Below are 26,649 nucleotides of genomic sequence, written 5' to 3' on the forward strand. Positions count from 1 at the left end.
GGGCCGGACGTTAGGACAAGCAGCACTCTGCGAAATTCCCTGTCATTGCACAGTCTGAATAGAGGGTGTTTTCGTTAATGCCAGCCTGCTTATTTACGCATGTGACGAAGCCGGATCATAAGGTTTCGTGGCGAGGTATGACATGGCGAGGTTCACGGCTTGGCGAGTTTTTACAATTGCCGTTCACCAGGCCGCGTCACAGGCTTCCGGAGTCGATGTATTTCTGCCCCATCGAGCGTATTGAGGTCGGGTTGATGAGCCAGTGTGGCACCTATTCACCTGCTGCTGGTCTAGTGCTACTACGACCGTGACTCAGGAAGAGGTGCCTGCATGACGATTTTCGAAGCCTTACGCATCAGCCACGATATCCAGCGCGAACTGGCGCAGAAACTGATCGCCACCCAGGGCGACAGCGCCGAACGCCACGCTTTGTTTTCTCAGCTCAAGCAGGAACTGGCCGTGCACTCGGTGGCCGAAGAACGCCATTTCTATATTCCCCTGATGCAGCAGGACGCGGGCGTGGATCTATCGCGCCACGCGATCGCCGAGCATCACCAGATGGACGAAATGATCGAGGACCTGGAGGAGACCGACCCCAGCAGCCCGAGCTGGCTGGTGCAAGCCAAGGCCCTGGCGGAAAAGGTCGAACACCACCTCAAGGAAGAAGAACACACCTTCTTCCAGATGGCCGGCAAGCTGCTTCGCGACAAGGAGAAGCAGCAACTGGCGGGTGACTATCTCAGCGCCTACGACGAGATGAAGCAGGCGTCCTGACAGACCGATAAGAGCCGGGCGCAACACCCGGCTCTTGCATCAGAACAGGAAATAACGCTGCGCCATCGGTAGCACCTCGGCTGGCTCGCACCAGAGCAACTGGCCGTCGGCCTTGACCTGATAGTTCTGTGGATCGACCTCGATATTCGGCAGGTAGCCGTTGTGGATCAGGTCGGTCTTCTGCACCTCGCGACAGCCCTTGACCACGCCAATCTGCTTCTGCAGTCCGAGCTGCTGCGGCAGCCCGGCGTCGAACGCCGCCTGGCTGATAAAGGTGATGCTGGTGGCATGACGGCTGCCGGCGTAGCTGGCGAACATCGGTCGGTAGTGCACCGGTTGCGGCGTCGGGATCGAAGCGTTGGCGTCGCCCATCAGGCTGGCGGCAATTGCCCCGCCCTTGAGGATCAATGTCGGTTTGACGCCGAAGAAGGCCGGGCGCCACAACACCAGATCGGCCCACTTGCCCACTTCGATCGAGCCCACTTCATGGCTGATGCCGTGGGTGATCGCCGGGTTGATGGTGTATTTGGCGATGTAGCGCTTGGCGCGGAAGTTGTCGTTGCCGGGGGCGTCTTCAGGCAGCGGGCCGCGCTGCTGCTTCATCTTGTCGGCAGTTTGCCAGGTACGCGTGATCACCTCGCCGACGCGGCCCATGGCCTGGCTGTCGGAGCTGATCATGGAGAACGCGCCGAGGTCGTGGAGGATGTCCTCTGCCGCAATGGTTTCGCGGCGGATACGGCTCTCGGCGAAGGCCACGTCCTCGGCGATGCTCGGGTCGAGGTGATGGCAGACCATGAGCATGTCCAGGTGCTCGTCGATGGTGTTCTTGGTGAACGGTCGGGTCGGGTTGGTCGAGGACGGCAGCACATTGGGGAAGCCGCAGGCCTTGATGATGTCCGGCGCGTGGCCGCCACCGGCACCCTCGGTGTGGTAGGTGTGGATGGTGCGGCCCTTGAAGGCGCCGAGAGTGGTTTCGACAAAGCCGGACTCGTTCAGCGTGTCGGTATGGATGGCCACCTGCACGTCGTATTGATCGGCGACCGACAGGCAGTTGTCGATGGCCGCCGGGGTGGTGCCCCAGTCTTCGTGCAGCTTCAGGCCGATGGCGCCGGCCTTGACCTGCTCGATCAAGGGCTCGGGCAGCGAGGCGTTGCCCTTGCCGGTAAAGCCCAGGTTCATCGGGAAGGCATCGGCGGCCTGCAGCATGCGCGCCATGTGCCAGGGGCCTGAGGTGCAGGTGGTGGCGTTGGTGCCGGTGGCCGGCCCGGTGCCGCCGCCGATCATGGTGGTTACCCCGCTCATCAGCGCCTCTTCTATCTGTTGTGGGCAGATGAAGTGGATATGGGTGTCGATGCCCCCGGCGGTGAGGATCATGCCTTCGCCAGCGATCACCTCGGTGCCGGCACCGATGGCGATGGTCACATCGGGTTGGATATCAGGGTTGCCGGCCTTGCCGATAGCAGCGATGCGCCCGTCCTTGAGACCGACGTCGGCCTTGACGATGCCCCAGTGGTCGATGATCAGCGCGTTGGTGATCAGCGTGTCGACCACATCGGCGGCACACAGTTGACCCTGGCCCATGCCGTCGCGGATCACCTTGCCGCCACCGAATTTCACTTCTTCGCCGTAGGTGGTGAAGTCCTTTTCCACTTCGATCCACAGGTCGGTATCGGCCAGGCGCACCCTGTCGCCGACGGTGGGGCCGAACATGTCGACGTAGGCTTGGCGGGAAATCTTCATTGGAGGTCCTCGTAGGGTGCGCTGTGCGCACCGTTGCTATCTGTGTCGTTGCTGGTGCGCACGGCGCACCCTACGGGCTATAGATCGCCCATGACCCGGCCGGCGAAGCCGAACACCCGGCGCGCGCCAGCCAGATCGACCAGTTCCACTTCACGGCTCTGCCCTGGCTCGAAGCGTACTGCGGTGCCGGCGGGGATGTTCAGGCGCATGCCACGCGCGGCAGCACGGTCGAACAGCAGGGCGTCGTTGGTCTCGAAGAAGTGGTAGTGCGAGCCGACCTGGATCGGTCGGTCGCCGCTGTTGGCTACGGAAATGGTCAGGGTGCGGCGACCGGCATTGAGCTCGATCTCGCCGTCGGCAATCTGGTATTCGCCGGGAATCATGGTGAAGGCCTCGCAAGCGTCTTGTAGTAGATGGCATTGGCCCGGTAGGTGCCGTCCGGGCCGCAGGCGTAATCGGGTAGACCACCAATGCACTGGTAGCCGAGGTGACGATAAAGCCGTTCTGCGTCACTGCCGGCCTCGGTGTCGAGGTACAACAGGCCGCGTTTGCGGGTCACGGCTTCCTGCTCGACGGTTTGCATCAACAGACGGGCGATGCCGCGACGACGTGCAGTACTCAGCACCAGCAGTTTCTGGATCTCTGCGCGGTTCAGTCCGTTGGGTTTCTGGCACAGGCTCAGTTGCACGCTGCCCAGAACGCGGCTCTGCTCATGGGCCACCCAGAGCAGCAGAGAGCCGTCCGTCATGGCCGCATGCACCTGGGCGAAATATTCAGCGGCTTCTCGTTCGTCTGGATCGGCGAGAAAACCTATAGATGCACCATCGTTGATCGCATCGAGCAGCAGGACGCTCAAGCCTTCGCGGTAGTTGGCGAAGTTGGTGCTATCGAGTCGCTGCAGTGTCACGCTCACAGGGTCACTCCTTGGTTCCGAGGATCAGTTGCATAAAGGTCAGATCCAGCCAGCGCCCGAACTTGCGGCCGACCTGGGGCATCTGCCCGGTGGTGATGAAGCCGAGGCGCTGGTGCAGACGAATCGAGGCTGCGTTCTCCGACTCGATGGCGGCGACCATGACATGCAGGTTGGCGGCGCGAGCGCGCTCGATCAGCACCTGCATCAGCGCGGGGCCCAGGCCCTGGCCGCGCTGGTCGGCGCGTACGTAGACCGAGTGTTCGACGGTCTGACGGAAGCCTTCTATGGTGCGCCAGGTGCCGTAGCTTGCATAACCGACTACCTCGCCGGCAGCGTCATGCGCGACCAGCACCGGGAAGCCGGCCGCCGTGCGTTCGACCAGCCAGGCACGGCGGTTGGCCAGGTCTACCAGGGTCTCGTTCCAGATTGCTGTGGTGTGCTGCACCGCGTCGTTGTAGATGGCCAGGATGCCGGGCAGGTCGGCTTCGCTGGCATTCACTATGTCGAAACTCATGGTTCAGGCGATCGGTTGGTGGACGGTCACCAGCTTGGTGCCGTCGGGGAAGGTGGCTTCGATCTGGATCTCCGGGATCATCTCCGGCACACCCTCCATCACCTGATCGCGGGCCAGCAGGGTGGTGCCGAAATGCATCAGCTCGGCGACTGTCTGGCCGTCGCGCGCGCCTTCGAGCAGAGCGGCGGAGATGTAGGCCATGGCTTCCGGGTAATTCAGCTTCACCCCACGCGCCAGGCGGCGCTCAGCCACCAGGCCGGCAGTGAAGATCAGCAGCTTGTCTTTCTCGCGTGGACTCAGATCCATCGTTCGCTCCAGTTCATGGGGTGGCTGCAGGCAGCCTCCGCCTCAGGTATTCCAGATTCGGGGTGGCACTGCTTCGCGCCCCAGCAGCGCCGGGCGCAGCAGGCGCCAGAGGGCGATCAGCCAGGCACGCGCCTTGAGCGCCTCGCTGGCCAGGCAGCGGGCGATCAGCAGGCCAGAGAGCTGGCTGAGATCGCCACGTACGCTATCAATCTGCAGTTCTCGGCAGCGCTCCAGCAACGCGCTGTTCACCTCGCCGCTGACCAGCAGGGTGGCGAATACCGGCTGGCCGTCGAGGCCGATGGGCGAGTCGAGCAGGCCGTCGCCGCCAGTCAGGCGCTGACGTTCGTGCCAGAGCAGCTTGCCATCGCGGCGGACATCCAGCACGGCCTGGAAATGGCCGCTGGCAAAGCGCTCGTCGGCGGCGGGGCGGCCGAGGGCGACGATATCCCAGTAGAACAGGCGAGCATCGCCGTGCAGCTCGATCTGTGTGTGCAGTTCGGCCTGAGCGCCGGCATAGATGATGGTTTCCTGCGGCAGCCACTCCAGGGTGGCGCCGGTCTCGACGTTCAGGCGCAGAACCTGGCGGGCGACACCTGCTGCGCGGTACCACTTGGCCGCGCCAGGGCTGGTGAGCTGTACCCAGCTGCGCTCGCCGGCACGGGCCGAGATGTTCAGGGTGTCGCCGCCAGCGATGCCACCGGGCGGATGAACGATGATGTGCTGGCAAACCTCCGGGCCTTCGGCATACAGATGCTTCTGCACTCTAAGTGGGCCGACATGGCGTCGCTGCACTGGTGTGGTGCGTTCGCCGTGACGTGCGTAAGCCAGCTCCAGCTCGGCAGGCCAGCTTGGCGTGAACAGGGCAGCAGGCAGATTCATCAGTGCCAGGGTTCCACGGGATAGTTGACCGAGTGGGCAAGCAAGAGGCGTGCCCTGAACCAAGTCGGTGCGCTTGCCTGCACGCTCACGTGGCCAGTCGAGGTGCTGCATCTGGCTCTGCCTCAAAGCGTCTCCCCGGTTCTAGAGTCGAGCGTCGATTCGTTGGGAGCACTCATGTTTTTTATCATCGCCTTCGCCGCCGGCCTGGTGCGCGGCTACAGCGGTTTCGGTTTCGCCATGCTGATGGCGCTCGGGCTGATGCTGCAGTTGCCGCCAGCCGAGGCGGTGCCGGTGGCGTTGATTCTCGACGTGGCCTGTAGCGTGACGCTATGGCCGGCCGCGTTGCGCGCCGTCCATGGGCGCGTGTTCGGGCGCCTGCTGCTGGGCATGCTGCTGGCGGTGCCGCTGGGCGCATGCTTGTTGCTATGGCTACCTGCAGGCGTCATGGCGCCGTTGGTGGCCTCGCTCTGCTTGTGTGGTGGATTGCTGGTGCTGTGGCGCCCGCCCGTTGGTAAGGCGCTAGGCCAGGGCTTGGCCTGGTTGGCAGGGCTGGCATCCGGTCTGGCGACGACCATGGCCTCGGCCGGTGGCCCGCCACTGATGATCTACCTGCTGCGCAGTGGTCTGGATGCGCGGCAATTGCGTGGCACGGCGGTGCTGTTCTTCCTGGCCAGCAGTTTCTCTGCGTTGATCGGGTTGGGTGTCGCTGGCGTGTTGACCGGCTCGCAGTGGCGACTGGCGCTGGAACTTGCGTTACCGGCGCTGGCCGGCAACCTGCTTGGCCAGTGGCTGTATCCGCGCTGGCAACCTTTGTCGCTAAGGGTGTTGGTAGGTGGGTTGCTGGTGCTGTTGTCGCTGGGAAGCCTGCTGAAGGCGATCTGGTAGGGTGCGCCGTGCGCACCGAAAACGCGTGCTCTCGCTGCGGATCGGCAGAACGTATGCGTTGTTGCGGAGTTACTGCGGCCGCACGGCGCACTCTACGGGCGGGTTCGGTGTCGATGACCCGCCCTGCTAGGCGCGCTCTTCAATCGCGGTCGATGGCGAAGGGCGACCAGGCCTGGCGGCTCGGCATGATTTCCAGGCGGTTGATGTTGATATGGTCGGGCAGGGTGGCGACGTAGAAGATCTGCTCGGCGATATCTTCGGCGGTCAGCGGTGTGGTGCTGCCATACAGCGCGTCGGAGGCAGCCTGGTTGCCCTTGGTGCGCACCAGGGTGAATTCGGTTTCGGCCATGCCTGGTGCGATGTCGGTGACGCGCACGCCGGTAGACACCAGGTCGCAACGCAGGTTGAAACTGAACTGTTTGACGAAGGCCTTGGTGGCGCCGTACACGTGGCCGCCCGGGTAGGGCCACTCGCCGGCCACCGAGCCGATGTTGATGATGCTGGTGCCCTTGCCGATTGCCAGCAGCTTGGGCAGCACCGCGTGGGTGACATTGACCAGGCCGGTGACGTTGGTGTCGATCATGGTGTGCCAGTCTTCCAGTGCGACCTTCTGCGCAGCCTCCGGGGCCAGCGCCAGGCCGGCGTTGTTGACCAGCACGTCGATACGGTCGAAGGGCGCCTGCAGGCCGTCGACCAGCGCCTTCACCGCCGCAGCATCACGCACGTCGAGCGCAGCGATGTGCACCGGCACCTTGTCCTGCAGTTCGGCCTTCAGCTCTTCCAGGCGCTCCAGGCGTCGGCCGCTGAGCACCAGCGCCCAGCCCGCCTCGGCGAAGCGTCGTGCCGTGGCGCGGCCAAAACCGGATGTCGCGCCTGTGATGAATGCCACCTTGCTCATGGATAACCTCGTTTTGCTATCAGGATTCATGGCCTGCTCCTGCATCCACTGTCGGGCGCAGCGAGAACAGTCCTATTGGGGCGGTGCATCAGTGTATGGCCTTGGCCGTTAGGCCGCGCGCCACAGCTGGCCGCGGATTCATGCGGACAGTTCGAGGAACTTGCGCACGCGTTCGGTTTCCGGGTTGGTGAAGAACTTCTCTGGCGCGGATTTTTCGATCAGCAGGCCCTTTTCCAGGAACACCACCTGATCCGACACCGCTCGGGCGAATTCCATTTCGTGGGTGACCACGATCATGGTGTAGCCCTCGCTGGAGAGGTTTTTCATCACCGTCAGCACTTCGCCGACCCGCTCCGGGTCGAGTGCCGAAGTCGGCTCGTCGAACAGGATCACCTCCGGGCTCATGGCCAGGGCGCGGGCAATTGCCACACGCTGCTTCTGCCCACCGGAGAGGGTGTAAGGGTAGGCCTCGGCCTTCTGCTCCATGCCGACTTTTTCCAGCAGCGTCTGGGCGATGGCGCGGGCCTCGTCCTTGCGCATCTTCTTCACCTGCATTGGTGCTTCCATGACGTTCTGCAGCACGTTCAGGTGCGGCCACAGGTTGAAGCTCTGGAACACCATGCCGGTTTTGGCGCGAATCGCCGCCAGGTCGCGGTTGTTCATGCGCTTGCCCTGGGCATCCACGCCGATGCGCTGGCCGGCGATGTGAATGCTGCCGCGATCCGGCTCTTCGAGCCAGTTGATACAGCGCAGCAGGGTGGATTTGCCCGAGCCGGACGAGCCCAGCACGCTGACCACCTCGCCCTTGTTCACGGTCAGCGAGATGTCGCGCAGCACCTCGACGCCGTCGAAGCTCTTGGACAGATTGTCGATCTGTACCGCGGGTACGTCAGGCATGTTCGAAACCTCGTTTGGCGCCGAACCGGCTCGCCCACTTGAGCGCCAGTTCCAGGCAGATGCTGATGATCCAGTACAAGGCGATGACCACGATGAACGCCTCGGTGGGGATGAAGTAGGTGGCCTGCACCGAGTTGGCTGCAGCGGTCAGTTCCTGCACGGTAATGATGGTGAGAAAGGCGGTGTCCTTCAGCGCATAGATCAACTGGTTACCGAGCAGTGGACGGGTGCGGATCACCAGTTGCGGCAGGATGATCCGCCAGTACAGGCGCCCAGGGCGAAAGCCATGGGCCTTGGCCGCCTCGACCTGGCCGAGCGGCAGTACCAGGCGCGCGCCGCGCAGTATCTCGGCGAAGTAGGCCGCGTGATAGAGCGCCAGCGCCACCAGGCCCGCGCCCCAGGCGCTGGGTTTGATGCCCAGCGCCGGCAGGCCGTAGTAGAGCAGGTAGGCCAGCACCAGAAAGGGCAGCATGCGCATCAGGTTGATCGCTCCGCGCAGCAGCGTCGACAGCCAGTTGCGGCCCTCCAGCAGGTATACGCTGAAGCAGCCGATGACGAAGGCCGCCAGCACTGACAGGACGAACAGGATCAGGGTGTTGAGTGCGCCGTTGAGGAAGGCGCCGCGCGCCTCCCATATGATGCTCCATTCGGTCATGGTCGCGTCCTCACATGGCCAGTCGGTTGGCTTTCTTCTCGGCAACGGCCTGCACCTTGAGCAGCACGCCGATGATCAGCATGTACAGCAGGGCGGCGGCGAGAATCGGTGGCAGCGGCTCGTAGGTCACGGCGCTGATGCGGTTGGTCACGCGGGTCAGGTCGACGATGCCGATCACCGCGATGGCCGGGCTGCTCTTGATCAGGAAGGACATCTCGTTGACCAGGCCGGGCAGGCTGCTGGTGATCATCTGCGGCAGCATGATGCGGCGGAAGAACACGCCGTTGGTCATGCCGCAGGCCAGCGCCGCTTCCTTCTGCTCACGGGAGAAACTAATGAACGCCGTACGCCAGACCTCGGCATTGAAGGCCGCGGTGTTCAGGGTGAGGGCGAGGATTGCCGCCGTGTTGCGGTCCATCGCCAGGCCGAAAGTTGGCGCCGAGAGGAAGATGAACAGCACCAGGGTGACCAGCGGCGTGGCGCGCGCCAGGCTCACGTAGAGCACCAGCGCCTGTTCCACGAAGGGAATGCGCGCCATGCGTAGCAGGGCAATGCCCAGACCGATGACGACGCCCAGGGCGATGGCGATCGAGGAGATCCACAGAGTCGTCCAGGCGCCTTCGAGCAGCAATAACCAGGCTTGTCCGTTCATGTCGGGCTCCAGGGAAAGGGATGGGGTGTTGCAAGCAAGGTCAGGGCCAGGGCTGGCCCTGATAGACGGCAGTGCGTTGGCGATGAGCATGTAGGGTGCGCCGTGCGCACCGAAGCGCTGGCACCTTTGAGGCTGATGCGCGCGGCGCACCCTATGCGGCCATGTCAGAGACTTGGCCGCGGCCCGCTGTCACATGCCGGCCAGTTCGTGGAACTGCTCGACCTTGGTGATCGGCTCCTTGGGCATGGCCGGGAAGGCTTCGCCGAACCACTTGGTCTGCAGCTCGGCCAGGCGACCGCTGTCGCGCACCTCGGTCATGAAGCCGGTGAGAAACTCCAGCAGCTCGGGGCTGCTCTTGGGCACCGGCCAGGCGGCGAAGCCGTCGCCGGACACGGCGATGCCCTTGGCGAAGGTGTCGCCACGGGTCTTGACCAGGTCGTTGACCGAAATCAGCGCGTTGATCACGTAGTCCAGACGGCCGTTGGCCAGGTCGGCGTAGGCCTCCGGGTAGGACGGGTATTCGGTCACGGTGCCTATCTCGCAGCCTTCGGCAGCCATCATCTTCTTCAGCTCCGGCAGGCGCGCAAGCAGGGCGCTGCCGGCCTGTAGGCCGACGGTCTTGCCACACAGGCTGGCGATGTCGCTGAGGCGGTCGTCACCGGCGCGTTTGACGTAGAAGTGCTGCGCCGAGGCAAAGGGCGGGGCGAAGTTGAACACGCGCAGGCGGTCGTCGGTGACCAGGGCGCCGGTGAAGGCCATGTCGTACTGGCCGGCCGAAACCGAGGCAAGCAGGCCGGTCCAGGGCAGGATTTCCTGCTTCACGTCGAAGCCCTGCGCTTTGGCGTAGGTCTTCAGGTCCTCCAGCAGTTCCTTGTGAAAACCTTCCGGCTTGCCATCGACGATGAAGTTGAACGGCGCGTAGTCATCCTCGGTGGCGACGGTCATCACGCCCTTGGACTTGATCTCGTCGAGGTCGGCGTGGGCGCTCAGCGAGGCGCCGACCAGGCAACTGGCCAGGGCCAGCTTGCGCAGCAGGCCGAAGGGTTTGGAATCGGTGTTCGATGGCTTCATGGGCGTGCTCCAGAGGTGTCGACAAGGGTTGTCCAGGCCGCTCGGCGGCGGTTTCGTTTTCACCTTAGAGAGGCCTGGCGAGCCGGCGATAGGGGCAGTTCCGGCCTTTGTTCTGGCCAGTGACAGTGGCGCGCTACTTGCTACATCACAGGGTTGTTTGGCTGTTGGAGGGCGCCATGATCGATCACTTCTACCACCTCGATTTCGACCGTCAGCGCGGCCTTCAGGAGCAGCTTCGCGAGTCGTTGGTATCGGCCATTCTCGGTGGCGGTTTCCCTGCCGATGAGCCGCTGCCGTCATGCCGCAAGCTGTCCCAGCAGCTGTCGGTCTCGCGCAACACCGTGGCACTGGTCTACGAAAGCCTGCTCGACAACGGCTACCTGATCAGCCGCCCGCGCAGTGGCTACTACCTGCACCCGGACTATTGCGGGCAGGCGGGCGAGGCGGTGCTGCGCATGACCCCGCTGCGTAAGCTGGAGCAGTCCGACGCCAGCAGCGCTGCCACTGCCCCGGATTGGACCGCGCGCTTTCGCATGCAGCCCAGTTTGAAGCACGGCGTGCTGCGCCCGAGCAACTGGAGCCGCTTCACCTACCCGTTCATTTACGGCCAGCCGATCAGTGAGCTGTTCCCGCTGGAGCGCTGGCGCGAGGTGTCGCGCAAAAACCTCAGCGGCGAGCGCGACCAGCTGTGGCTGGGCGACCGTTTCGACCGTGACGATGAGCAACTGATCGAGCAGCTGCGCACCCGTGTGCTGCCCAAGCGCGGCATCTGGGCGCGTGCCGACGAGATCCTGGTGACCCTCGGTTCGCAGAACGCCCTGTACCTGCTGGCCAGCCTGCTGATGGCGCGCGGGGTGCGAGTTGGTGTGGAAAATCCGGGTTTTCGCGACGCGGCGAGCATCTTCGACCTGCACGGCGCCAAGGTGCACCTGCAGGATGTCGACGATCAGGGCCTGGTGGTGGACCGCCGGCTGGATGACTGCCAGTACCTCTACGTGACGCCGGGGCACCAGGTGCCCACCGGTGTGGCGATGAGTGCGGCACGGCGCGAGCAACTGCTGTGGCAGGTTCGCGAGCACGACCAGGTGTTGATCGAGGACGACTACGACGCCGAATTCAATCTCGACAATCACCCACTGCCGGCGCTCAAGGCCAGCGACAGCAGTGGCCGGGTGATCTACCTGAGCAGCCTGTCCAAGGCTTTTTCGCCAGGGCTGCGCATCGGCTACATGGTCGCCGATGCCGAGTTGATCGACGAACTGCGCGCCCTGCGCCGACTGATGTACCGCCATCCGCCGCTGAACAACCAGCGCATGCTCGCCGACTTCCTCGCCCAGGGGCATTACGACGCGCACCTGCGGCGCTTTCGCGAGGAGCATTGCCGCCGCCGCGAGCTGCTCTATCAGGCGCTGCGCAGCGACCTGAGCGATTGCCAGCCGATGGGTAGCCCGGGTGCCAGCGCCTGCTGGCTGGCGGCGCCCGCAGGCGTCGATACCCAGCGCCTGGCCTGGGCGGCGGCGCAGCAGAGCGTGCTGATCGAGTCCGGGGCGCAGTTCTTCCTTGGCGAGGGCGCGGCACCGACCAACTTCATGCGCCTTGGCTTTCATGCCATCGATGCCGAGCGCATTCGACCGGGTGTGCAGAAGCTGGGTGAGGTGCTGGCGAGTTTATGAGTCGTAGGGTGGATCGCGCTTTATCGATCCACCGCAGGTGGATGTGAAGAGCGACATCCACCCTACGCACTGGCTGGGTTGTAGCTCCCTCTCCCATTTATGGGAGAGGGTTGGGGAGAGGGTGGTGAGGGTTGCACGGCATTGTTGAGCAAACCCTCTCCCCCGGCCCCTCTCCCGCAAGCGGGAGAGGGGAGAAATCTAGCCAAAGCGCGTCGCGAACAGGGCGAACACCTCGTCGAAGATCGCCAACGCCTCGTTTACCTGCGCGGCGCTGACGATGCACGGCGGCACCACATGGATGCGGTTCTCCACCACGAAACTGAGCAGCCCGCGCGCGGTCAGCGCCGCCTTCATTTCCTGCATCACCGCTGCCGGCATCGGCGTCTTCTTCTGCACGTCGCTAACGAACTCCAGTGCCCAGAACAGGCCGACGCCGCGTGCCTCGCCGATCATCGGGTAGCGCTCGGCCAGTTTCTTCAGGCCCGGGCCTAGCACTTGTGCGCCGATATCACGGGCGTTCTCCACCATGCCTTCCTCGGTCATCGCATCCAGCGTGGCGACGATCGCGGCCATGGCCAGCGGGTGGCCGGAGTAGGTCAGGCCGCCGGGGAAGAAGTGGTTGTCGAAGTACTCGCAGATCGGCTGGGAAATCATCACCCCACCGGCCGGTACGTAGCCGGAATTGACGCCCTTGGCGAAGACGATCAGATCCGGCACCGCGCCGAAATGCTCCAGCGCCAGCCAGGAGCCGGTGCGACCGAAGCCGGCCATCACCTCGTCGAGGATGAGCAGGATGCCGAACTCGTCGGCCAGCTTGCGCACGCCCTGCATATAGCCTTTTGGCGGTACCAGAATGCCGGCGGTGCCGGGGATACTCTCGAGCAGTATCGCGGCGATGGCAGTCGGCCCCTCGCATTCGATGACCCGGCGCAGGTGCTGCAGGGCACGCGCGCATTCTTCTTCTTCGTTCGCCGCATTGAACTCGGTGCGGTACAGGTAGGGGTTGAAGAAGTGCACATGACCACGGGCGTACTCGTTGGGTACACGGCGTGGATCGCCGGTGGCCACGATGGCCGCGCCGGTGCTGCCATGGTAGGAACGGTAGGCGGAGAGGATCTTGTCGCGACCGGTATACAGGCGCGCCATGCGCATGGCGTTCTCGTTGGCATCGGCGCCGGCGTTGGTGAAGAATACCTTGGAGAAACCGGCTGGTGCGCGGGCGAGAATGCGCTTGGCCGCTTCACCGCGCATCAGGTTGGCGGTGGCCGGAGCGATGGTCACCAGGCTGCCAGCCTGTTCCTGGATGGCGGCGATGACCTTCGGGTGCTGGTGGCCGATGTTGGTGTTGACCAGTTGGCTGCTGAAATCGAGGTAGCGTTTGCCGTCGTAATCCCACAGCGTGCAGCCCTCGCCACCGGCGATCACCAGCGGGTTGAGGGCGCCCTGGGTCGACCAGGAATGGAAGACGTGCTGGCGATCCAGATCGTGGACGTACTGGTTGCTGATCGGTGTGCTCATGATGACCTCGGGCTGGCCGTTGCGGATGGCCTCACCTTAGGAACAAAGCGTCTGCGTGCCGTAGGGCCAGATGCCGGAAATGGCCGGGCCAGCGCGTCTGGCTCACCGATGCCTGACAACTGTCCCTAGGCGCTGTGTGTGCACAGGCTAGGCTGGAGGCATCCGTTTTCAGGAGTGAAGCCATGGCCCACGCATTCGAGATCAACACCGCCCCCGTGGCGTCCAGCGAAGGCTTGAACAGCCCCGTGATCGCCCAGGCGCGTATCGACCTGGCCGCCTGCTTTCGCATGGCGGCGCGGCTCGGCATGGGCGAGGGCATCTGCAATCATTTTTCCGTGGTGGTGCCGGGGCGGCCGGAGCTGTTTCTGGTCAACCCCTATGGGCTGTCCTTCGCCGAGGTCACTGCTTCGTCGCTGCTGATCTGCGATTTCGACGGGCGCGTGGTGCTGGGCAATGGCCGCCCTGAGGCCACGGCGTTCTTCATCCATGCCCAGTTGCATCGCCTCAATCCGCGCGCCACGGCAGCCTTCCATACCCATATGCCCAACGCCACGGCGCTGTGCATGCTGGAGGGCGAGCCCTTCGTCTGGTCCGGGCAGACCGCGTTGAAGTTCTACGAGCGCCTGGCGGTGGACGAGGATTACCAGGGCCTGGCGCTCGACTACGCCGAAGGCGAGCGCATCGCCCGCGCGGCAGGTGATGCCGATGTGGTGATGCTGAAGAACCATGGTCCACTGGTGCTGGGGGCGAGCATTGCCGAAGCCTGGGACGATCTCTACTACCTGGAGCGCGCTGCCGAGGTGCAGCTCAAGGCCATGGCCAGCGGTCGGCCGTTGAAGGCTGTGGCACCGGCGATTGCCAGTGCGGCGTGCCGGCAGATGCTGCAGGGCAACGCCGAAAGCGCGCATCTGCATCTTGAGAGCGTGAAACGCCAGTTGCTGCGCGAGGGATCGGATTTCGCCGAGTAGAGCAGCGAACCTCTGTGGGGGGGGGCGCTTAGCGGCGACTGAGGCGATCACCGGGTCGCGGCTAAAGCCCCTCCCACAGGCGGGCGCAGGTCAAATCGCCACCAGCCCGCGCACGCCTTCGGCTTCCATGTTCTCGCCACGGCCCTGCTGGACGATCTCGCCACGGCTCATCACCAGGTACTGGTCGGCCAGTTCGGCGGCGAAGTCGTAGAACTGTTCGACCAGCAGGATGGCCATGTCGCCACGGGCGGCGAGCTTCTTGATCACCGCGCCGATCTCCTTGATCACCGAGGGCTGGATACCTTCGGTGGGCTCGTCGAGGATCAACAGGCGCGGCTGGCTGGCCAGCGCGCGACCGATGGCCAGCTGTTGCTGCTGGCCACCGGACAGGTCGCCGCCACGGCGATGCTTCATTTCGCGCAGCACCGGGAACAGCTCGTAGATGAACTCGGGCACGGCCTTGGCCTGGCTGCCGGGAAAGCGTGACAGGCCCATCAGCAGGTTCTCTTCCACCGTCAGGCGGCCGAAGATCTCGCGGCCTTGAGGCACGTACGCGATGCCGGCGTGTACGCGCTGGTGCGGTTTGAAGCTGGTGATGGCCTTGCCTTCCCATTGCACGCTGCCGTCCTTGGCCGGAATCAGGCCCATCAGGCACTTGAGCAGGGTGGTCTTGCCCACGCCGTTGCGGCCAAGCAGGCAGGTGACCTCGCCGACCTTCACGTCGAACGACAGGCCACGGAGGATGTGGCTGCCGCCGTAATACTGGTGGAGTTGTTGGACTTGCAGCATATCGATGTCCTTAAGCATGCGGTGCGCGCGGCGCACCCTACGGAGCGCCAGCCTTCTCCCCTCTCCCGCTTGCGGGAGAGGGGCTTTTCAGCGACCCAGATAAACCTCGATCACCCGCTCATCATTCTGTACCTGCTCCAGCGAGCCTTCGGCCAGCACGCTGCCCTGGTGCAGCACGGTGACGTGGTCGGCGATGGAGCCGACGAAGCCCATGTCGTGCTCGACCACCATCAGCGAGTGTTTGCGTGCCAGAGACTTGAACAGCTCGGCGGTGAACTCGGTTTCGGCGTCGGTCATGCCCGCCACCGGCTCGTCGAGCAGCAGCAGGTGCGGCTCCTGCATCAGCAGCATGCCGATTTCGAGGAACTGCTTCTGGCCATGGGAGAGCAGGCCAGCCGGACGGTTGCGCGAGGCTTCCAGGCGAATGGTGGTCAGCACTTCCTCGATACGATCCTTCTGCTCGCCACTGAGCCTGGCGCGCAGGCTGGCCCATACCGATTTGTTGGTCTTCTGCGCCAGCTCCAGGTTTTCGAACACCGTCAGCGCTTCGAACACCGTGGGCTTCTGGAACTTGCGGCCGATGCCAGCCTGGGCGATCTCCACTTCGCTCATGGCGGTCAGGTCGTACTGCTCGCCGAAGTAGGCGACGCCGTTGTCCGGGCGGGTCTTGCCGGTGATCACGTCCATCATGGTGGTCTTGCCGGCGCCGTTGGGGCCGATGATGCAGCGCAGTTCGCCCACGCCGATGTACAGGGTCAGGTTGGTCAGCGCCTTGAAGCCATCGAAGCTGACGTTGATGTCTTCCAGGGTGAGGATGGTGCCGTGGCGGACGTTTACGCCCTTGCCGACGTTCTTGCCGGTGTCCAGCGCCAGGGCGGTGGGGTCGAAGGCGGCTTCGAGCATGGTCTCGGGCAGGGGAGTGGCTCTCATTGATCCTTCTCCTTCTTCAGCAGGCCGATCACTCCCTTGGGTAGAAAGAGGGTGACGACGATAAACAGCGCGCCCAGGGCGAACAGCCAGTATTCCGGGAAGGCCACGGTGAACCAGCTTTTCATGCCGTTGACCAGGCCGGCGCCCAGCAACGGACCGATCAGCGTGCCGCGACCGCCCAGGGCGACCCATACGGCAGCCTCGATGGACTGCGTCGGCGCCATTTCGCTGGGGTTGATGATGCCCACCTGCGGCACGTACAGCGCACCGGCCAGGCCGCACAACACCGCGCTCAGCACCCAGATAAACAGCTTGTAACCGCGTGGGTCGTAACCGCAGAACATCAGGCGGTTCTCGGCATCGCGCAGGGCGGTCAGCACCCGGCCGAACTTGCTACGCGCCAGGCGAAAGCCCAGGTACAGGCTGCCCACCAGCAACACCACGGTGGCGAAAAACAGCGCGGCGCGGGTGCTCTGCGCGGTGATGTCGAAGCCGAGGATGCGGGTGAAGCCGGTGAAGCCATTGTTGCCGCCGAAGCCGGTTTCGTTGCGGAAGAACAAGAGCATGCCGGCGAAGGTCAGCGCCTGGGTCATGATCGAGAAGTACACGCCCTTGATCCGCGAGCGGAAGGCGAAGAAGCCGAACACCAGCGCCAGCAGGCCGGGCGCCAGCACCACCAGGCACATAGCCCAGAGGAAGCTGGAGGTGCCGTACCAGTACCAGGGCAGCTCGTTCCAGGCCAGGAAGCTCATGAAGGCCGGCAGGCCTTCGCCCGCCGACTGGCGCATCAGGTACATGCCCATGGCGTAGCCGCCGAGCGCGAAGAACAGGCCGTGGCCCAGCGACAGCATGCCGGCGTAGCCCCAGACCAGATCCAGCGCCAGGGCTACGATGGCGTAGCAGAGGATCTTGCCCACCAGCGTCAGCGAATAGGCCGAGACGTGCAGGGCATGGTCAGCCGGCAGCAGGTGCAGCAGCGGCATGGCGAGCAGCACGGCCAGCACCAGCAGGCCAATGGCGATGGACACCTGCGGGCCGAGCTTGGCGCTGGCGCGGGCCAGCAACGTTTGATTGAGTGGCATGGTCATCAGTCGATCACCCGTCCTTTGAGAGCGAAGAGGCCTTGCGGGCGTTTCTGGATGAACAGAATGATCAGCGCGAGGATGAGGATCTTGCCGAGCACCGCACCGATCTGCGGTTCGAGGAACTTGTTCACCACGCCCAGGCCGAAAGCCGCCAGCACGCTACCGGCCAATTGGCCGACGCCGCCGAGCACCACCACCAGGAAGGAGTCGATGATGTAGCTCTGGCCTAGGTCCGGACCGACGTTGCCGATCTGGCTCAGGGCCACGCCGCCAAGACCCGCGATGCCTGAACCGAGGCCGAAGGCCAGCATGTCGACTCGCCCCGTTGGAACCCCACAGCAGGCGGCCATGTTGCGGTTCTGCGTCACTGCACGCACGTTCAGGCCCAGGCGCGTCTTGTTCAGCAGCAGCCAGGTCAGCACCACGACGAACAGCGCGAAGCCGATGATGACGATGCGGTTGTAGGGCAGCACCAGGTTTGGCAACACCTGCACGCCGCCGGAGAGCCAGGCCGGGTTGGCCACTTCGACGTTCTGCGCGCCGAAGGTGACGCGTACCAGTTGAATCAGGATCAGGCTGATGCCCCAGGTGGCCAGCAGGGTTTCCAGCGGCCGGCCATAGAGGTGGCGGATCACCGTGCGCTCCAGGGCCATGCCGATGCAAGCCGTGACCAGAAAGGCGATCGGCAACGCGGCCAGCGGGTAGAGCGTCAGGTATTCGGGGGCCAGGCGCTGGAAGCTCAGCTGCACCACATAGGTGGTGTAGGCGCCAAGCATCAGCATCTCGCCGTGGGCCATGTTGATCACCCCGAGCAGGCCGAAGGTGATGGCCAGACCGAGGGCGGCGAGCAGCAGGATCGAACCCAGCGACAGGCCGCTGAAGGCCTGGCCGAGCAGTTCGCCGATCAGCAGTTTGTTCTTCACCTGGGCCAGGCTCTGCTCGGCGGCAGTGCGCACGGCGGCATCGTTTTCCTCACCATCTAGCAGGCTTTGCAGGCGCGTGCGGGCCTGCGGGTCGCCGGTTTCGCCCAGGCGCTCCACAGCGGCCAGGCGCACGGCCGGGTCGCTGGCCTCCAGCTGCAGGTTGGCCAAGGCCAGGGTGATGGCGTCACGTACGTTCTCGTCGGCTTCCATGCTCAGGCGGTTTTCCAGCAAGGGCAGCAGCGCCGGCGGCGTGTTGCGTTGCAGTTGCTGGGCCGCAGCGAGGCGCACGGCTGCATCGTCGTCGAGCAACTGATGGCTGGCCACGGCGAAGGCGATCAGGCCGCGCAGGCGATTGTTCAGGCGCAGTTTGCGTGGCGTGCCGTTGGCTTCGGCTGCGCCATCGGCGGCTTGCCAGGTGCCATCCTGTTCGATGAATGCGCGTTTGTCGGCATCGCTGCCGATGCGGCCCTGCTGCAGGGCTTGCAGCAGCGGTATACGCTCTGGGCTGGGCGCGGCGGCCCAGTCCTGCAGCAGTTTGGCCTGCTTGCTGGCGTTGGCGGCGACGAAATCGTCGGCCTCGCCAGCCTGCGCCGCCAGTGGCAGCAACAGCAGCAGGCTCAGGAAAATTCGGGTAAGGGCAGTGGGCATAAGGATGTCCTTGGCGTAGCCCGGATGAAGTCCGGGGCGAGCTTCCCGGATTGCATCCGGGCTACGGCGGCCCTCTCCCCCGGCCCCTCTCCCGCAAGCGGGAGAGGGGAGACAAGCGGCACTGCAAGCCATTGACGAGCTGTGGTTGCCGCTTGCAGGAGAGGGCTTTTGCCTCAGTTCGACTTCACCGGGGTATCGGCTTTCTTGTCGTTGCCTTCGATGAAGGGGCTCCACGGCTGGGCGCGAACCGGGCCGTCGGTTTCCCAGACCACGGAGAACTGACCGTCTTCCTGGATTTCGCCGATCATCACCGGCTTGTGCAGGTGGTGGTTCTTCTCGTCCATCTTCAGGGTGAAGCCGCTCGGCGCGGCGAACTCCTGGCCGGCCATGGCTTCACGCACCTTGTCGACATCGGTAGTGCCGGCCTTCTCGACGGCCTGCGCCCACATGTGGATGCCCACGTAGGTGGCTTCCATCGGGTCGTTGGTCACCACGGTGTCGGCGTTCGGCAGCTTCTTGGCCTTGGCGTAGGCCTTCCAGTCGGCGACGAACTTCTCGTTGACCGGGTTCTCCACGGACTGGAAGTAGTTCCAGGCCGCCAGGTGGCCGACCAGCGGCTTGGTGTCGATGCCGCGCAGTTCTTCTTCACCCACGGAGAAGGCCACCACCGGAACTTCGGTGGCTTCCAGACCCTGGTTGGCCAGTTCCTTGTAGAACGGCACGTTGGAGTCGCCGTTCACCGTGGAAACCACGGCGGTCTTGCCGCCAGCGGAGAACTTCTTGATGTTGGCGACGATGGTTTGATAGTCGCTATGACCGAAGGGGGTGTAGACCTCTTCGATGTCCTTGTCGGCGATGCCCTTGCTGTTGAGGAAGGCGCGGAGGATCTTGTTGGTGGTGCGCGGGTAGACGTAGTCGGTGCCGAGCAGGAAGAAGCGCTTGGCGGCGCCGCCGTCTTCGCTGAGCAGGTATTCCACCGCCGGGATGGCCTGCTGGTTTGGCGCAGCACCGGTGTAGAACACGTTCGGCGACATCTCTTCGCCTTCGTACTGCACCGGGTAGAACAGCAGACCGTTGAGCTCTTCATAGACCGGCAGCACGGATTTACGCGATACCGAGGTCCAGCAGCCGAAGGTCACCGCGACCTTGTCCTGGGTCAGCAACTGACGACCACGCTCGGCGAACAGCGGCCAGTTCGACGCCGGGTCGACCACCACGGCTTCGAGCTGCTTACCGAGTACACCGCCCTTGGCGTTGATCTCGTCGATGGTCATCAGCGCCATGTCTTTCAGCGAGGTTTCCGAGATGGCCATGGTGCCGGACAGCGAGTGCAGGACGCCGACCTTGATGGTCTCGGCGGCCTGGATGGACCAGGACAGGCCCATGGCGGCGATGGAAGCGGAAAGGGTAAAGGCCTTGATCAGGCTGCGACGTTGCATGGTGCGATCTCCATTCACAATCGTGAGTAAGTGGACAGCGTTGTTATTGGTGGCAGTGATTCAAAGGTCATTTACGTCACCCTTGCGCCGGCAGTGCCCGTTGCCGGGCGCTGTGCAGCATGTGCAGGGTGATCTTGCGCACTTCCGCTTTGCTGACCTCTATGTGGGTCTTGAGCAATAGCTGTGCCTCTTCGCAGCGACGCGACAGGATCGCGCCGAGGATGCGGGCGTGTTCCTCGTAGGTGAGTTCCACGCGCGGCCCCTGGGTGAAGTCCAGGCGCCTGATAATTCGGATCTTTTCGCTGATTTCGGCATGCAGCCGGGCCATCTCGCGATTGCCGGCGGCTTCCACCAGTTGGCAGTGAAAACGCTCGTCCAGACGCGAGACTTCGCGGCCGTCTTGCAGGCGCTGTTCGGGTTGCACCATCCAGGTGCGACGCAACTGTTCCAGTGCATCCGGCAGCTCTTCATTGGGGCGTTCGCACAGGCGCTTGACCGCCTCCAGTTCGAGGACGATGCGCACCTCGTAGAGCTCCTCGAAGTGGGCGAAATCGAACGGCTTGACCTGCCAGCCGCTGCGGAAATACACCTCCAGATAGCCCTCGCGCTCCAGGCGATACAGCGCCTGGCGTACCGGTGTGCGGCTGGCGGCCATGCGCTCGGCGATCTCGCCTTCGGAAAAACGGTCACCCGGCAGCAGGCGAAACTCGAAGATGTCGTCCTTGAGCTGGGCATAGATGCGCTCGGCGAGATTCTCCGGGCGCTCCTTGCCGCGCTTGGCCGGGCTGACCAGTTGCATCTCAGGCCGCCTCGCTCGGAGTCAGCAGGAGCAGGGCATCGCCCGGCGTCACCGCCTTGCCGGGGGCGCAGCGCAGCGACTTGACCGTGCCGGCCACCGGCGCGGTCACCGCCAGCTCCATCTTCATCGCTTCCACCACCAGCAGCGGGGTGCCGGCCTCCACATGCTGGCCGGGCTCGACCAGCACCTTCCACACGCTGCCGCTCATCTCGGCGGCGACCAGATGGCCGTCCAGATCGGCGTCGTCATGGCTCGTGCTGGTCAGCGCTTGTGCGGCGCTCGGATCGTCGTCCTTCCACAGCTCGACTTCGGCCTCGAAGGCGGCTTTCTGCTGGCGCTGGAAGGCGGCGATATCGGCGGCGTTGTCGGCGATGAAGCGGTTGTAGGCGGCGAAGTCGAATTCGGTTTGCTCGATGCGGATCTGCGCGCGGCCCTCGCGGAAGGCTTCGCGGAACTCATCCAGCTCGGTCTCGCTGACCGGGTAGAAGCGCACCTGATCGAAGAAGCGCAGCAGCCAGGGCTGACCGTTCTCGAACTGGGCGTTCTTCACGTACTTGTTCCAGATCGGCAGGGTGCGACCGACCAGTTGGTAGCCGCCGGGCGAGTCCATGCCGTAGATGCACATGTACATGCCGCCGATGCCCACGGTGCCTTCGGCGGTGTAGGTGCGCGCCGGGTTGTACTTGGAGCTGAGCAGGCGATGGCGCGGGTCCAGCGGCACGGCGCAGGGCGCGTCGAGGTAGACATCACCGAGGCCGAGGATCAGGTAGCTGGCATCAAACAGGATGTCTTTGACCTCATCGCGGCTGGCCAGGCCATTGGCGCGCTGGATGAAGTCGACGTTGTTCGGCAGCCAGGGCGCCTCGCTGCGCACGGTTTCGCGGTAGCGCTCGACGGCAGCGAGGGTGGCGCTGTCCTCGAAGGCCATGGGCAGGTGGACGATCCGGGTCGGCACCTTGAGCTCGGCGACATCACCGAGCTGGCGCTCCAGGCGCAGCAGGTGTTCGAGCAGGGTGCGCTGGTGCAGCACGCGGCTGTCGTAGCGCAGTTGCAGCGAGCGCACGCCGGGGGCGAGCTCTTCCAGGCCACGCAGCGGCTCGGCCTTGAGCGCCTCCATCAGCAGGTGCACGCGCAGGCGCAGGGCCAGATCCAGCACGTTGTCGCCATATTCCAGCAGGATGTAGGCGTCGCCAGCCTGGCGATACACCGCGCGCGGGCGGCTGCCTTCAGCGGGCAGCTCGGCCAGCACGGTGGCGGAAACGGTGTTATCAGGTTGCAGCGACGGCGCCGGCAGGGTCACCGCGCTGATCGCCGCCAGTGCCTCGATGCTGCCCAGTTGCGCCTGCTCCAGGCTCTGCGCCTGCTGGAAACCAATGGGATGAAAGCGCAGCTTGTCGCCGGGCTTGACCTGGCCGACCTTCCACAGCTCGGCCTTGGCGATGGTCACCGGGCAGACGAAACCGCCGAGGCTGGGGCCGTCCTTGGTCAGGATCACCGGGAAGTCGCCGGTGAAGTTGATCGAACCGATGGCGTATTCGCAGTCATGCACGTTGGACGGGTGCAGGCCGGCTTCGCCGCCGTCGGCCCGCGCCCAGCTCGGTTTCGGGCCGCTGAGGCGCACGCCGAGACGGTTGGAGTTGTAGTGCACCTCCCATTCGGCGGCGAAGAACTCCTCGATGGCTTCAGCGGTGAAGAAGTCCGGCGCGCCGTGCGGGCCATAGAGCACGCCGATGTTCCAGGTGGTGCCGTAGCTGGGGATCAGGCTCGGGTGCGCCGCCTGCGGCGGGGCGATTGGCGCGGGCGTGGTGCAGGCCGGCAACTCGGGCTGGGAGATGGCCAGCATGTCGGCGGTGCGCAGGGTGCGCCCGGCATGCCCGCCGAACTGGCCGAGGGCGAAGGTGGAGCGGCTGCCCAGGTACAGCGGCACGTCCAGCCCATTGCGCACGGCCAGATAAGTGCGGCAGCCGCTGACCGCGCGGCCCAGCTTGAGCTCCTGGCCGGCCTTGACCGCGACCGGCTGCCAGTAGGCCACTGGCTCGCCATCCAGCTCGGCTGGACAATCGGCGCCGGTCAGGGCGATCAGTGCGTCGCTGTGAAAGCGCAGGGTCGGCCCTTGCAGGGTAAATTCCAGGCCGGCCGCTTCGGCCGCGTTGCCGACGATACGGTTGGCCAGGCGGAAGGCGAAATCATCCATCGGCCCGGACGGCGGCACGCCGATGTCCCAGTAACCGAGACGGCCGGGATAGTCCTGCACGCTGGAGTAAGTGCCTGGCTCCAGCACTTCGATCACGCTGGCCTTGAAGGAAAAACTGTCGAGCAGACGCGTCCACACTTCGCCTTTGGCGAAACGCTCGTCGGCGACCACTTGGCGCAGGTAGTCGAGGTTGCTGGCGATGCCGTGCAGGCGGGTTTCGCCCAGGGCTTTTTGCAGCTTGGCGATGGCTGCATCGCGTGTATCGGCATGCACGATCAGCTTGGCGATCATCGGGTCGTAGAAGGCCGACACCTCGCTACCGGTGCTGACCCAGCCATCGACACGCACGTCGTCAGGGAAGTGCACATCGGTGAGCACCCCCGGGCTGGGCTGGAAGTTCTTCAGCGGGTCTTCGGCGTAGATCCGCACTTCGATGGCGGCGCCTTGCGGGGCGCGGTCGAGCGTGGGCCAGTCCAGCGCATCGCCTGCAGCCACGCGCAGCATGCACTCGATCAGATCCAGGCCGGTGACCATCTCGGTAACCGGGTGCTCGACCTGCAGGCGGGTGTTCACTTCGAGGAAATAGAAGTCGTCGCGGGCGGCGTCGTAGATGAATTCCACGGTGCCGGCGCTGCGGTAGTTGACCGACGCGCCAAGCTGTACGGCAGCGGCATGCAAACGCTCGCGGGTGGCCTGCGGCAGGTTCGGCGCCGGGGTTTCCTCGACCACCTTCTGGTTGCGCCGCTGCAGCGAGCAGTCGCGCTCGCCGAGGGCGGCGACGCGCCCGGCACCGTCGCCGAAAATCTGTACCTCGACGTGGCGCGCCTGATCGACGAAACGCTCGAGGAAGACCCCGGCATCGCTGAAGAACTGCTCGCCCATGCGCTTGACGCTTTCGTAGGCGCTTTCCAGCGCGACGGCGTCGCTGCAGCGGGTCAGGCCGATGCCACCACCGCCGGCGGTGGTCTTGAGCATCACCGGGTAGCCGATGCTTGCCGCGGCGGCCAGTGCTTCTTCCAGGCTGTGCAGCAGGCCGGTGCCTGGCGCCATCGGCACCTGGGCCTGGGCGGCCAGTTCGCGTGCTCTGTGCTTGAGGCCGAACTCGCGAATCTGCTCGCCGGTCGGGCCGACGAAGGCGATGCCGGCTGCCTCGCAGGCATCGGCGAACTCGGCGCTTTCCGAGAGAAAGCCATAACCGGGATAGATCGCCTGGGCGCCGGTTTCCTGCGCGGCGGCGAGAATCTTGTCGATACGCAGGTAGCTGTCGGCCGGCTTGTCGCCGCCCAGGGCAATGGCGATATCGGCGTCACGTACGTGCCGGGCATTGCGGTCGGCGTCGGAGTAGACGGCGACGCTTTTCACGCCCAGGCGCTTGAGCGTGCGGATGGCGCGGACGGCGATCTCGCCACGGTTGGCGATCAGGACTGTTTCAAACATGGCGGTTCTCCGTGGCGAGATCGCCGTGACGGGCTACGCCCGTCCGGCACTTTGGCTTCGTCGCTGCGCCGCTACGCGGCTGGTCGCCACGGTTGGCGATCAGTACGGTATGGAACATGGGGCTATCCCTTCCTCAGTTCTTGGCGGCTTGTAGGCTGGCGATATAGGCGCGCCAACCACCAAAGCTGGTGATGTCACGCGCGCCATCCAGCGCATAGGGCTCACAGATGAAGCCCTTGACCCAGCGGCCGTCGGCCAGCTCCAGGTTGCCGATGCCCAGTGGTGGCGGGATCTCGGCGACGAACTCGCCGAAGCGCGCCTGCGGTACGTCCCACAGCTCGACGATGATCTCGGCGCCGTCTTCGGCGACCCGTGCCAGGCCTGGCTTGGGCGGCACGGTGCCGGGCAGCGCGTAGAGGCGGTAATGCGCGGCGCTGGTGGTCTGCTCCACCAGCACGGCATCGCGGCTGGTGAGCTGGAAGTTCAGCGGCATGCCGGTCAGGTGCGCGCCGACTACGGCGACGCGGATGCAGCCCGGCGCTGGTTTATCGCTGGCGGTTTGCGCTGGCAGCGGCTTGCCAGTGGCGCCCAGCGGCAGATCGAGGGCCTGCTGCCAGCGCTGACCGAAGGTCGCCAATGCCTGGTCATGCCAGGCTGGGGCGAGCAGGGTGATGCCGGCCGGTAGACCGTCGGCGCGCAGGCCAGCCGGCACCGCCAGGGCGGCCAGGTCGGCGAGGTTGGTGAAGTTGGTGTAGGTGCCGAACTGGCTGTTGAACAGCACAGGTTCCGCTTCCATCTCGGCCAGGGTGCGGATGGTTGGTGAGGTCGGTACCACCATGGCGTCGAAGCCGGCCAGGGCGTCGTTGATCACGCGACTCAGTTCGGCGCGAATGTACTCGGCCTTGTAGGCGTCGCAGGCGCTGTACTTGTGGCCGTTGTCGACGATGCCGCGCACCACCGGGTTGATGTGTTCGGGGTTCACGCCTTCCACCGCGACGGTGCGTTCGGCGACCCAGGGGCCGTAGTAGAGCTGCTCGGCCAGTTGCTGGAAGGGGGCGAAATCGATCTCCACCAGTTCGGCGCCCAGTTCGCGCAGTTTGCCCAGGGCGGCCTCATAGACGGCCTGGTTCTGGCTGTCGCCGAAGAACTCGGGGTTGGCCGGCACTGCCAGGCGCGGCTGGGCCGGCATGCCGACCTTGGCGCTGTTCGGATTCTTGCGGCTGTAGGCGTCGGCGGCGTCATAGCCACCGGCGATAGTGGCCACGGCCAGCGCATCGGCCACGGTCAGGGCGAACACCGAGATGCAGTCGACCGTGCGGCAGGCCGGCACCAGGCCGGTATTGGGCAGCCAGCCCTTGGTCGGCTTGAGCCCGACGATATTGTTGAAACCCGCCGGTACGCGGCCCGAACCGGCGGTGTCGGTGCCCAGCGAGAAGGGCACCAGGCCACGGGCGACCACACTGGCCGAACCGGAGCTGGAACCGCCGCTGACGTAATCCGGGTTGAAACTGTTAGGCACCGCGCCGTGAGGCGAACGGGTGCCGACCAGGCCGGTGGCGAACTGATCGAGGTTGGTCTTGCCGATAAGGATGGCGCCAGCGGCGCGCAGGCGTGCGACCACGGTAGCGTCGGCCTGGGCCTGGTAGGCGAACTCGGGGCAGGCCGCCGTGGTGGGCCAGCCGGCGACGTCGATGTTGTCCTTGATGGCGAAGGGCACGCCGTACAGCGGCAGCTTGTTCAGATCACCTGCTGCACCTTCCAGTGCGCGGGTCAGGGCATCGAGCTGGGCATCGAGCTGCGCTTCGCTGGTCAGGGCGATCCAGGCGCTGTCATCGCTGCGCAGTTCCAGGCGCAGGGCGTGCAGCAGTTCGGCAGGGGATTGGCCGTTGCGGTAGGCCTGTTGCCACTGCGCGAGGGTGAAAGCGATAGGTGCGTTGGACATGCTTAGAGATTCCATCTTGTATCCAAGTTGGAATTGCTAGAGCAATGAGGGTGCCAGTTTTGCGTAGGCCTCTATTTTCGGGGTTCTCAGGGCAACTGCAGGGGCTTTGGCGAGAGGCGT

General features: G+C 64.8%; 24 protein-coding genes. 4 read left to right on the plus strand and 20 right to left on the minus strand.

Annotated features, from left to right (window positions below):
* Nucleotides 1–330 precede the first annotated feature (330 nt).
* Nucleotides 331–774: a hemerythrin domain-containing protein gene (locus JWV26_RS14310; protein ID WP_206417143.1), complete on the plus strand. Its 444-nt coding sequence runs from the start codon at nt 331–333 to the stop codon at nt 772–774.
* A 39-nt stretch (nt 775–813) separates the two neighbouring features.
* On the opposite strand, the gene ureC is transcribed toward JWV26_RS14310, so the two are convergent.
* From ureC to JWV26_RS14340, 6 genes are all read right to left on the minus strand, one after another.
* Nucleotides 814–2,514, minus strand: coding sequence for an urease subunit alpha (gene ureC / locus JWV26_RS14315; RefSeq protein ID WP_206417144.1), 1,701 nt, complete (start codon nt 2,512–2,514; stop codon nt 814–816).
* A 77-nt stretch (nt 2,515–2,591) separates the two neighbouring features.
* Nucleotides 2,592–2,897, minus strand: coding sequence for an urease subunit beta (locus JWV26_RS14320; RefSeq protein WP_206417145.1), 306 nt, complete (start codon nt 2,895–2,897; stop codon nt 2,592–2,594).
* Nucleotides 2,894–3,427: a GNAT family N-acetyltransferase gene (locus JWV26_RS14325; protein ID WP_196459600.1), complete on the minus strand. Its 534-nt coding sequence runs from the start codon at nt 3,425–3,427 to the stop codon at nt 2,894–2,896. The genes JWV26_RS14320 and JWV26_RS14325 overlap by 4 nt, the downstream gene beginning before the upstream one ends.
* A 4-nt stretch (nt 3,428–3,431) precedes the next feature.
* Nucleotides 3,432–3,941, minus strand: coding sequence for a GNAT family N-acetyltransferase (locus JWV26_RS14330; protein WP_092379820.1), 510 nt, complete (start codon nt 3,939–3,941; stop codon nt 3,432–3,434).
* Between the two features lie 3 nt (nt 3,942–3,944).
* Nucleotides 3,945–4,247, minus strand: coding sequence for an urease subunit gamma (gene ureA, locus JWV26_RS14335; protein ID WP_004425162.1), 303 nt, complete (start codon nt 4,245–4,247; stop codon nt 3,945–3,947).
* Between the two features lie 42 nt (nt 4,248–4,289).
* Nucleotides 4,290–5,126 carry an urease accessory protein UreD gene (locus JWV26_RS14340; protein ID WP_206417146.1) on the minus strand — a complete coding sequence of 279 codons (837 nt, stop codon included), beginning with the start codon at nt 5,124–5,126 and terminating at the stop codon, nt 4,290–4,292.
* A gap of 174 nt (nt 5,127–5,300) precedes the next feature.
* Between JWV26_RS14340 and JWV26_RS14345 the strand changes: the two genes are divergently transcribed.
* Entirely contained in the window at nt 5,301–6,011 is a 711-nt protein-coding gene (locus JWV26_RS14345; RefSeq protein ID WP_206417147.1) for a sulfite exporter TauE/SafE family protein, read from the plus strand.
* A 139-nt stretch (nt 6,012–6,150) separates the two neighbouring features.
* Here the strand turns inward: JWV26_RS14345 and JWV26_RS14350 are convergent, their stop codons facing one another.
* The 5 genes from JWV26_RS14350 to JWV26_RS14370 form a co-directional block, all read right to left on the minus strand.
* Nucleotides 6,151–6,909, minus strand: a complete 759-nt coding sequence (locus JWV26_RS14350) for an SDR family NAD(P)-dependent oxidoreductase (protein ID WP_072423218.1) — start codon at nt 6,907–6,909, stop codon at nt 6,151–6,153.
* Between the two features lie 138 nt (nt 6,910–7,047).
* On the minus strand, nt 7,048–7,806 hold the full coding sequence (locus tag JWV26_RS14355) for an amino acid ABC transporter ATP-binding protein (RefSeq protein WP_072423217.1): 759 nt from the start codon (nt 7,804–7,806) through the stop codon (nt 7,048–7,050).
* Nucleotides 7,799–8,461, minus strand: coding sequence for an amino acid ABC transporter permease (locus JWV26_RS14360; RefSeq protein ID WP_072423216.1), 663 nt, complete (start codon nt 8,459–8,461; stop codon nt 7,799–7,801). Before JWV26_RS14360 ends, JWV26_RS14355 begins: the two co-directional genes overlap by 8 nt.
* 10 nt (nt 8,462–8,471) lie before the next feature.
* On the minus strand, nt 8,472–9,113 hold the full coding sequence (locus JWV26_RS14365; protein ID WP_119691952.1) for an amino acid ABC transporter permease: 642 nt from the start codon (nt 9,111–9,113) through the stop codon (nt 8,472–8,474).
* Between the two features lie 189 nt (nt 9,114–9,302).
* Nucleotides 9,303–10,184, minus strand: coding sequence for a transporter substrate-binding domain-containing protein (locus JWV26_RS14370; RefSeq protein ID WP_072423215.1), 882 nt, complete (start codon nt 10,182–10,184; stop codon nt 9,303–9,305).
* A gap of 176 nt (nt 10,185–10,360) precedes the next feature.
* Here JWV26_RS14370 and pdxR point away from each other — a divergent pair, with 176 nt between their 5' ends.
* Nucleotides 10,361–11,857, plus strand: coding sequence for a MocR-like pyridoxine biosynthesis transcription factor PdxR (gene pdxR / locus JWV26_RS14375; protein WP_206417148.1), 1,497 nt, complete (start codon nt 10,361–10,363; stop codon nt 11,855–11,857).
* Between the two features lie 198 nt (nt 11,858–12,055).
* Here pdxR and JWV26_RS14380 read toward each other — a convergent pair whose 3' ends face one another.
* A complete protein-coding gene (locus JWV26_RS14380) occupies nt 12,056–13,375 on the minus strand; it encodes an aspartate aminotransferase family protein (RefSeq protein WP_206417149.1) in 1,320 nt (439 codons plus the stop codon).
* A gap of 182 nt (nt 13,376–13,557) precedes the next feature.
* Here JWV26_RS14380 and JWV26_RS14385 point away from each other — a divergent pair, with 182 nt between their 5' ends.
* On the plus strand, nt 13,558–14,343 hold the full coding sequence (locus tag JWV26_RS14385) for an aldolase (protein WP_206417150.1): 786 nt from the start codon (nt 13,558–13,560) through the stop codon (nt 14,341–14,343).
* Between the two features lie 90 nt (nt 14,344–14,433).
* Here the strand turns inward: JWV26_RS14385 and urtE are convergent, their stop codons facing one another.
* The 8 genes from urtE to atzF all read right to left on the minus strand — a co-directional run bounded on the left by urtE (nt 14,434) and on the right by atzF (nt 26,529).
* Nucleotides 14,434–15,132, minus strand: coding sequence for an urea ABC transporter ATP-binding subunit UrtE (gene urtE, locus JWV26_RS14390; RefSeq protein ID WP_206417151.1), 699 nt, complete (start codon nt 15,130–15,132; stop codon nt 14,434–14,436).
* Nucleotides 15,133–15,219: 87 nt separating this feature from the next.
* Nucleotides 15,220–16,062 (minus strand): urea ABC transporter ATP-binding protein UrtD, encoded by an 843-nt coding sequence (gene urtD / locus JWV26_RS14395; protein ID WP_206417152.1) that lies wholly within the window; start codon nt 16,060–16,062, stop codon nt 15,220–15,222.
* Nucleotides 16,059–17,150, minus strand: a complete 1,092-nt coding sequence (gene urtC, locus JWV26_RS14400) for an urea ABC transporter permease subunit UrtC (RefSeq protein WP_206417153.1) — start codon at nt 17,148–17,150, stop codon at nt 16,059–16,061. The genes urtD and urtC overlap by 4 nt, the downstream gene beginning before the upstream one ends.
* Nucleotides 17,150–18,718: an urea ABC transporter permease subunit UrtB gene (gene urtB, locus JWV26_RS14405; protein WP_074913857.1), complete on the minus strand. Its 1,569-nt coding sequence runs from the start codon at nt 18,716–18,718 to the stop codon at nt 17,150–17,152. Before urtB ends, urtC begins: the two co-directional genes overlap by 1 nt.
* 173 nt (nt 18,719–18,891) lie before the next feature.
* Nucleotides 18,892–20,157 (minus strand): urea ABC transporter substrate-binding protein, encoded by a 1,266-nt coding sequence (gene urtA / locus JWV26_RS14410; protein ID WP_017678746.1) that lies wholly within the window; start codon nt 20,155–20,157, stop codon nt 18,892–18,894.
* A 76-nt stretch (nt 20,158–20,233) separates the two neighbouring features.
* Nucleotides 20,234–20,956, minus strand: a complete 723-nt coding sequence (locus JWV26_RS14415; protein WP_206417154.1) for a GntR family transcriptional regulator — start codon at nt 20,954–20,956, stop codon at nt 20,234–20,236.
* A 1-nt stretch (nt 20,957) separates the two neighbouring features.
* Entirely contained in the window at nt 20,958–24,587 is a 3,630-nt protein-coding gene (uca, locus tag JWV26_RS14420; protein WP_206417155.1) for an urea carboxylase, read from the minus strand.
* A gap of 133 nt (nt 24,588–24,720) precedes the next feature.
* Nucleotides 24,721–26,529 carry an allophanate hydrolase gene (atzF, locus tag JWV26_RS14425; RefSeq protein WP_206417156.1) on the minus strand — a complete coding sequence of 603 codons (1,809 nt, stop codon included), beginning with the start codon at nt 26,527–26,529 and terminating at the stop codon, nt 24,721–24,723.
* Nucleotides 26,530–26,649 lie beyond the last annotated feature (120 nt).

Origin of the sequence: Ectopseudomonas toyotomiensis (assembly GCF_017167985.1) — a bacterium.
In the GTDB taxonomy this organism is placed as follows: domain Bacteria; phylum Pseudomonadota; class Gammaproteobacteria; order Pseudomonadales; family Pseudomonadaceae; genus Aquipseudomonas; species Aquipseudomonas toyotomiensis.

Excerpts from the sequence above, each read along its gene's own strand:
- JWV26_RS14310 (WP_206417143.1), top strand. The coding sequence starts at position 331 with ATGACGATTTTCGAAGCCTTACGCATCAGCCACGATATCCAGCGCGAA.
- ureC (WP_206417144.1), bottom strand. The coding sequence starts at position 2,514 with ATGAAGATTTCCCGCCAAGCCTACGTCGACATGTTCGGCCCCACCGTC.
- JWV26_RS14320 (WP_206417145.1), bottom strand. The coding sequence starts at position 2,897 with ATGATTCCCGGCGAATACCAGATTGCCGACGGCGAGATCGAGCTCAAT.
- JWV26_RS14330 (WP_092379820.1), bottom strand. The coding sequence starts at position 3,941 with ATGAGTTTCGACATAGTGAATGCCAGCGAAGCCGACCTGCCCGGCATC.
- ureA (WP_004425162.1), bottom strand. The coding sequence starts at position 4,247 with ATGGATCTGAGTCCACGCGAGAAAGACAAGCTGCTGATCTTCACTGCC.
- JWV26_RS14340 (WP_206417146.1), bottom strand. The coding sequence starts at position 5,126 with ATGAATCTGCCTGCTGCCCTGTTCACGCCAAGCTGGCCTGCCGAGCTG.
- JWV26_RS14345 (WP_206417147.1), top strand. The coding sequence starts at position 5,301 with ATGTTTTTTATCATCGCCTTCGCCGCCGGCCTGGTGCGCGGCTACAGC.
- JWV26_RS14350 (WP_072423218.1), bottom strand. The coding sequence starts at position 6,909 with ATGAGCAAGGTGGCATTCATCACAGGCGCGACATCCGGTTTTGGCCGC.
- JWV26_RS14355 (WP_072423217.1), bottom strand. The coding sequence starts at position 7,806 with ATGCCTGACGTACCCGCGGTACAGATCGACAATCTGTCCAAGAGCTTC.
- JWV26_RS14360 (WP_072423216.1), bottom strand. The coding sequence starts at position 8,461 with ATGACCGAATGGAGCATCATATGGGAGGCGCGCGGCGCCTTCCTCAAC.
- JWV26_RS14365 (WP_119691952.1), bottom strand. The coding sequence starts at position 9,113 with ATGAACGGACAAGCCTGGTTATTGCTGCTCGAAGGCGCCTGGACGACT.
- JWV26_RS14370 (WP_072423215.1), bottom strand. The coding sequence starts at position 10,184 with ATGAAGCCATCGAACACCGATTCCAAACCCTTCGGCCTGCTGCGCAAG.
- pdxR (WP_206417148.1), top strand. The coding sequence starts at position 10,361 with ATGATCGATCACTTCTACCACCTCGATTTCGACCGTCAGCGCGGCCTT.
- JWV26_RS14380 (WP_206417149.1), bottom strand. The coding sequence starts at position 13,375 with ATGAGCACACCGATCAGCAACCAGTACGTCCACGATCTGGATCGCCAG.
- JWV26_RS14385 (WP_206417150.1), top strand. The coding sequence starts at position 13,558 with ATGGCCCACGCATTCGAGATCAACACCGCCCCCGTGGCGTCCAGCGAA.
- urtE (WP_206417151.1), bottom strand. The coding sequence starts at position 15,132 with ATGCTGCAAGTCCAACAACTCCACCAGTATTACGGCGGCAGCCACATC.
- urtD (WP_206417152.1), bottom strand. The coding sequence starts at position 16,062 with ATGAGAGCCACTCCCCTGCCCGAGACCATGCTCGAAGCCGCCTTCGAC.
- urtC (WP_206417153.1), bottom strand. The coding sequence starts at position 17,150 with ATGACCATGCCACTCAATCAAACGTTGCTGGCCCGCGCCAGCGCCAAG.
- urtB (WP_074913857.1), bottom strand. The coding sequence starts at position 18,718 with ATGCCCACTGCCCTTACCCGAATTTTCCTGAGCCTGCTGCTGTTGCTG.
- urtA (WP_017678746.1), bottom strand. The coding sequence starts at position 20,157 with ATGCAACGTCGCAGCCTGATCAAGGCCTTTACCCTTTCCGCTTCCATC.
- JWV26_RS14415 (WP_206417154.1), bottom strand. The coding sequence starts at position 20,956 with ATGCAACTGGTCAGCCCGGCCAAGCGCGGCAAGGAGCGCCCGGAGAAT.
- uca (WP_206417155.1), bottom strand. The coding sequence starts at position 24,587 with ATGTTTGAAACAGTCCTGATCGCCAACCGTGGCGAGATCGCCGTCCGC.
- atzF (WP_206417156.1), bottom strand. The coding sequence starts at position 26,529 with ATGTCCAACGCACCTATCGCTTTCACCCTCGCGCAGTGGCAACAGGCC.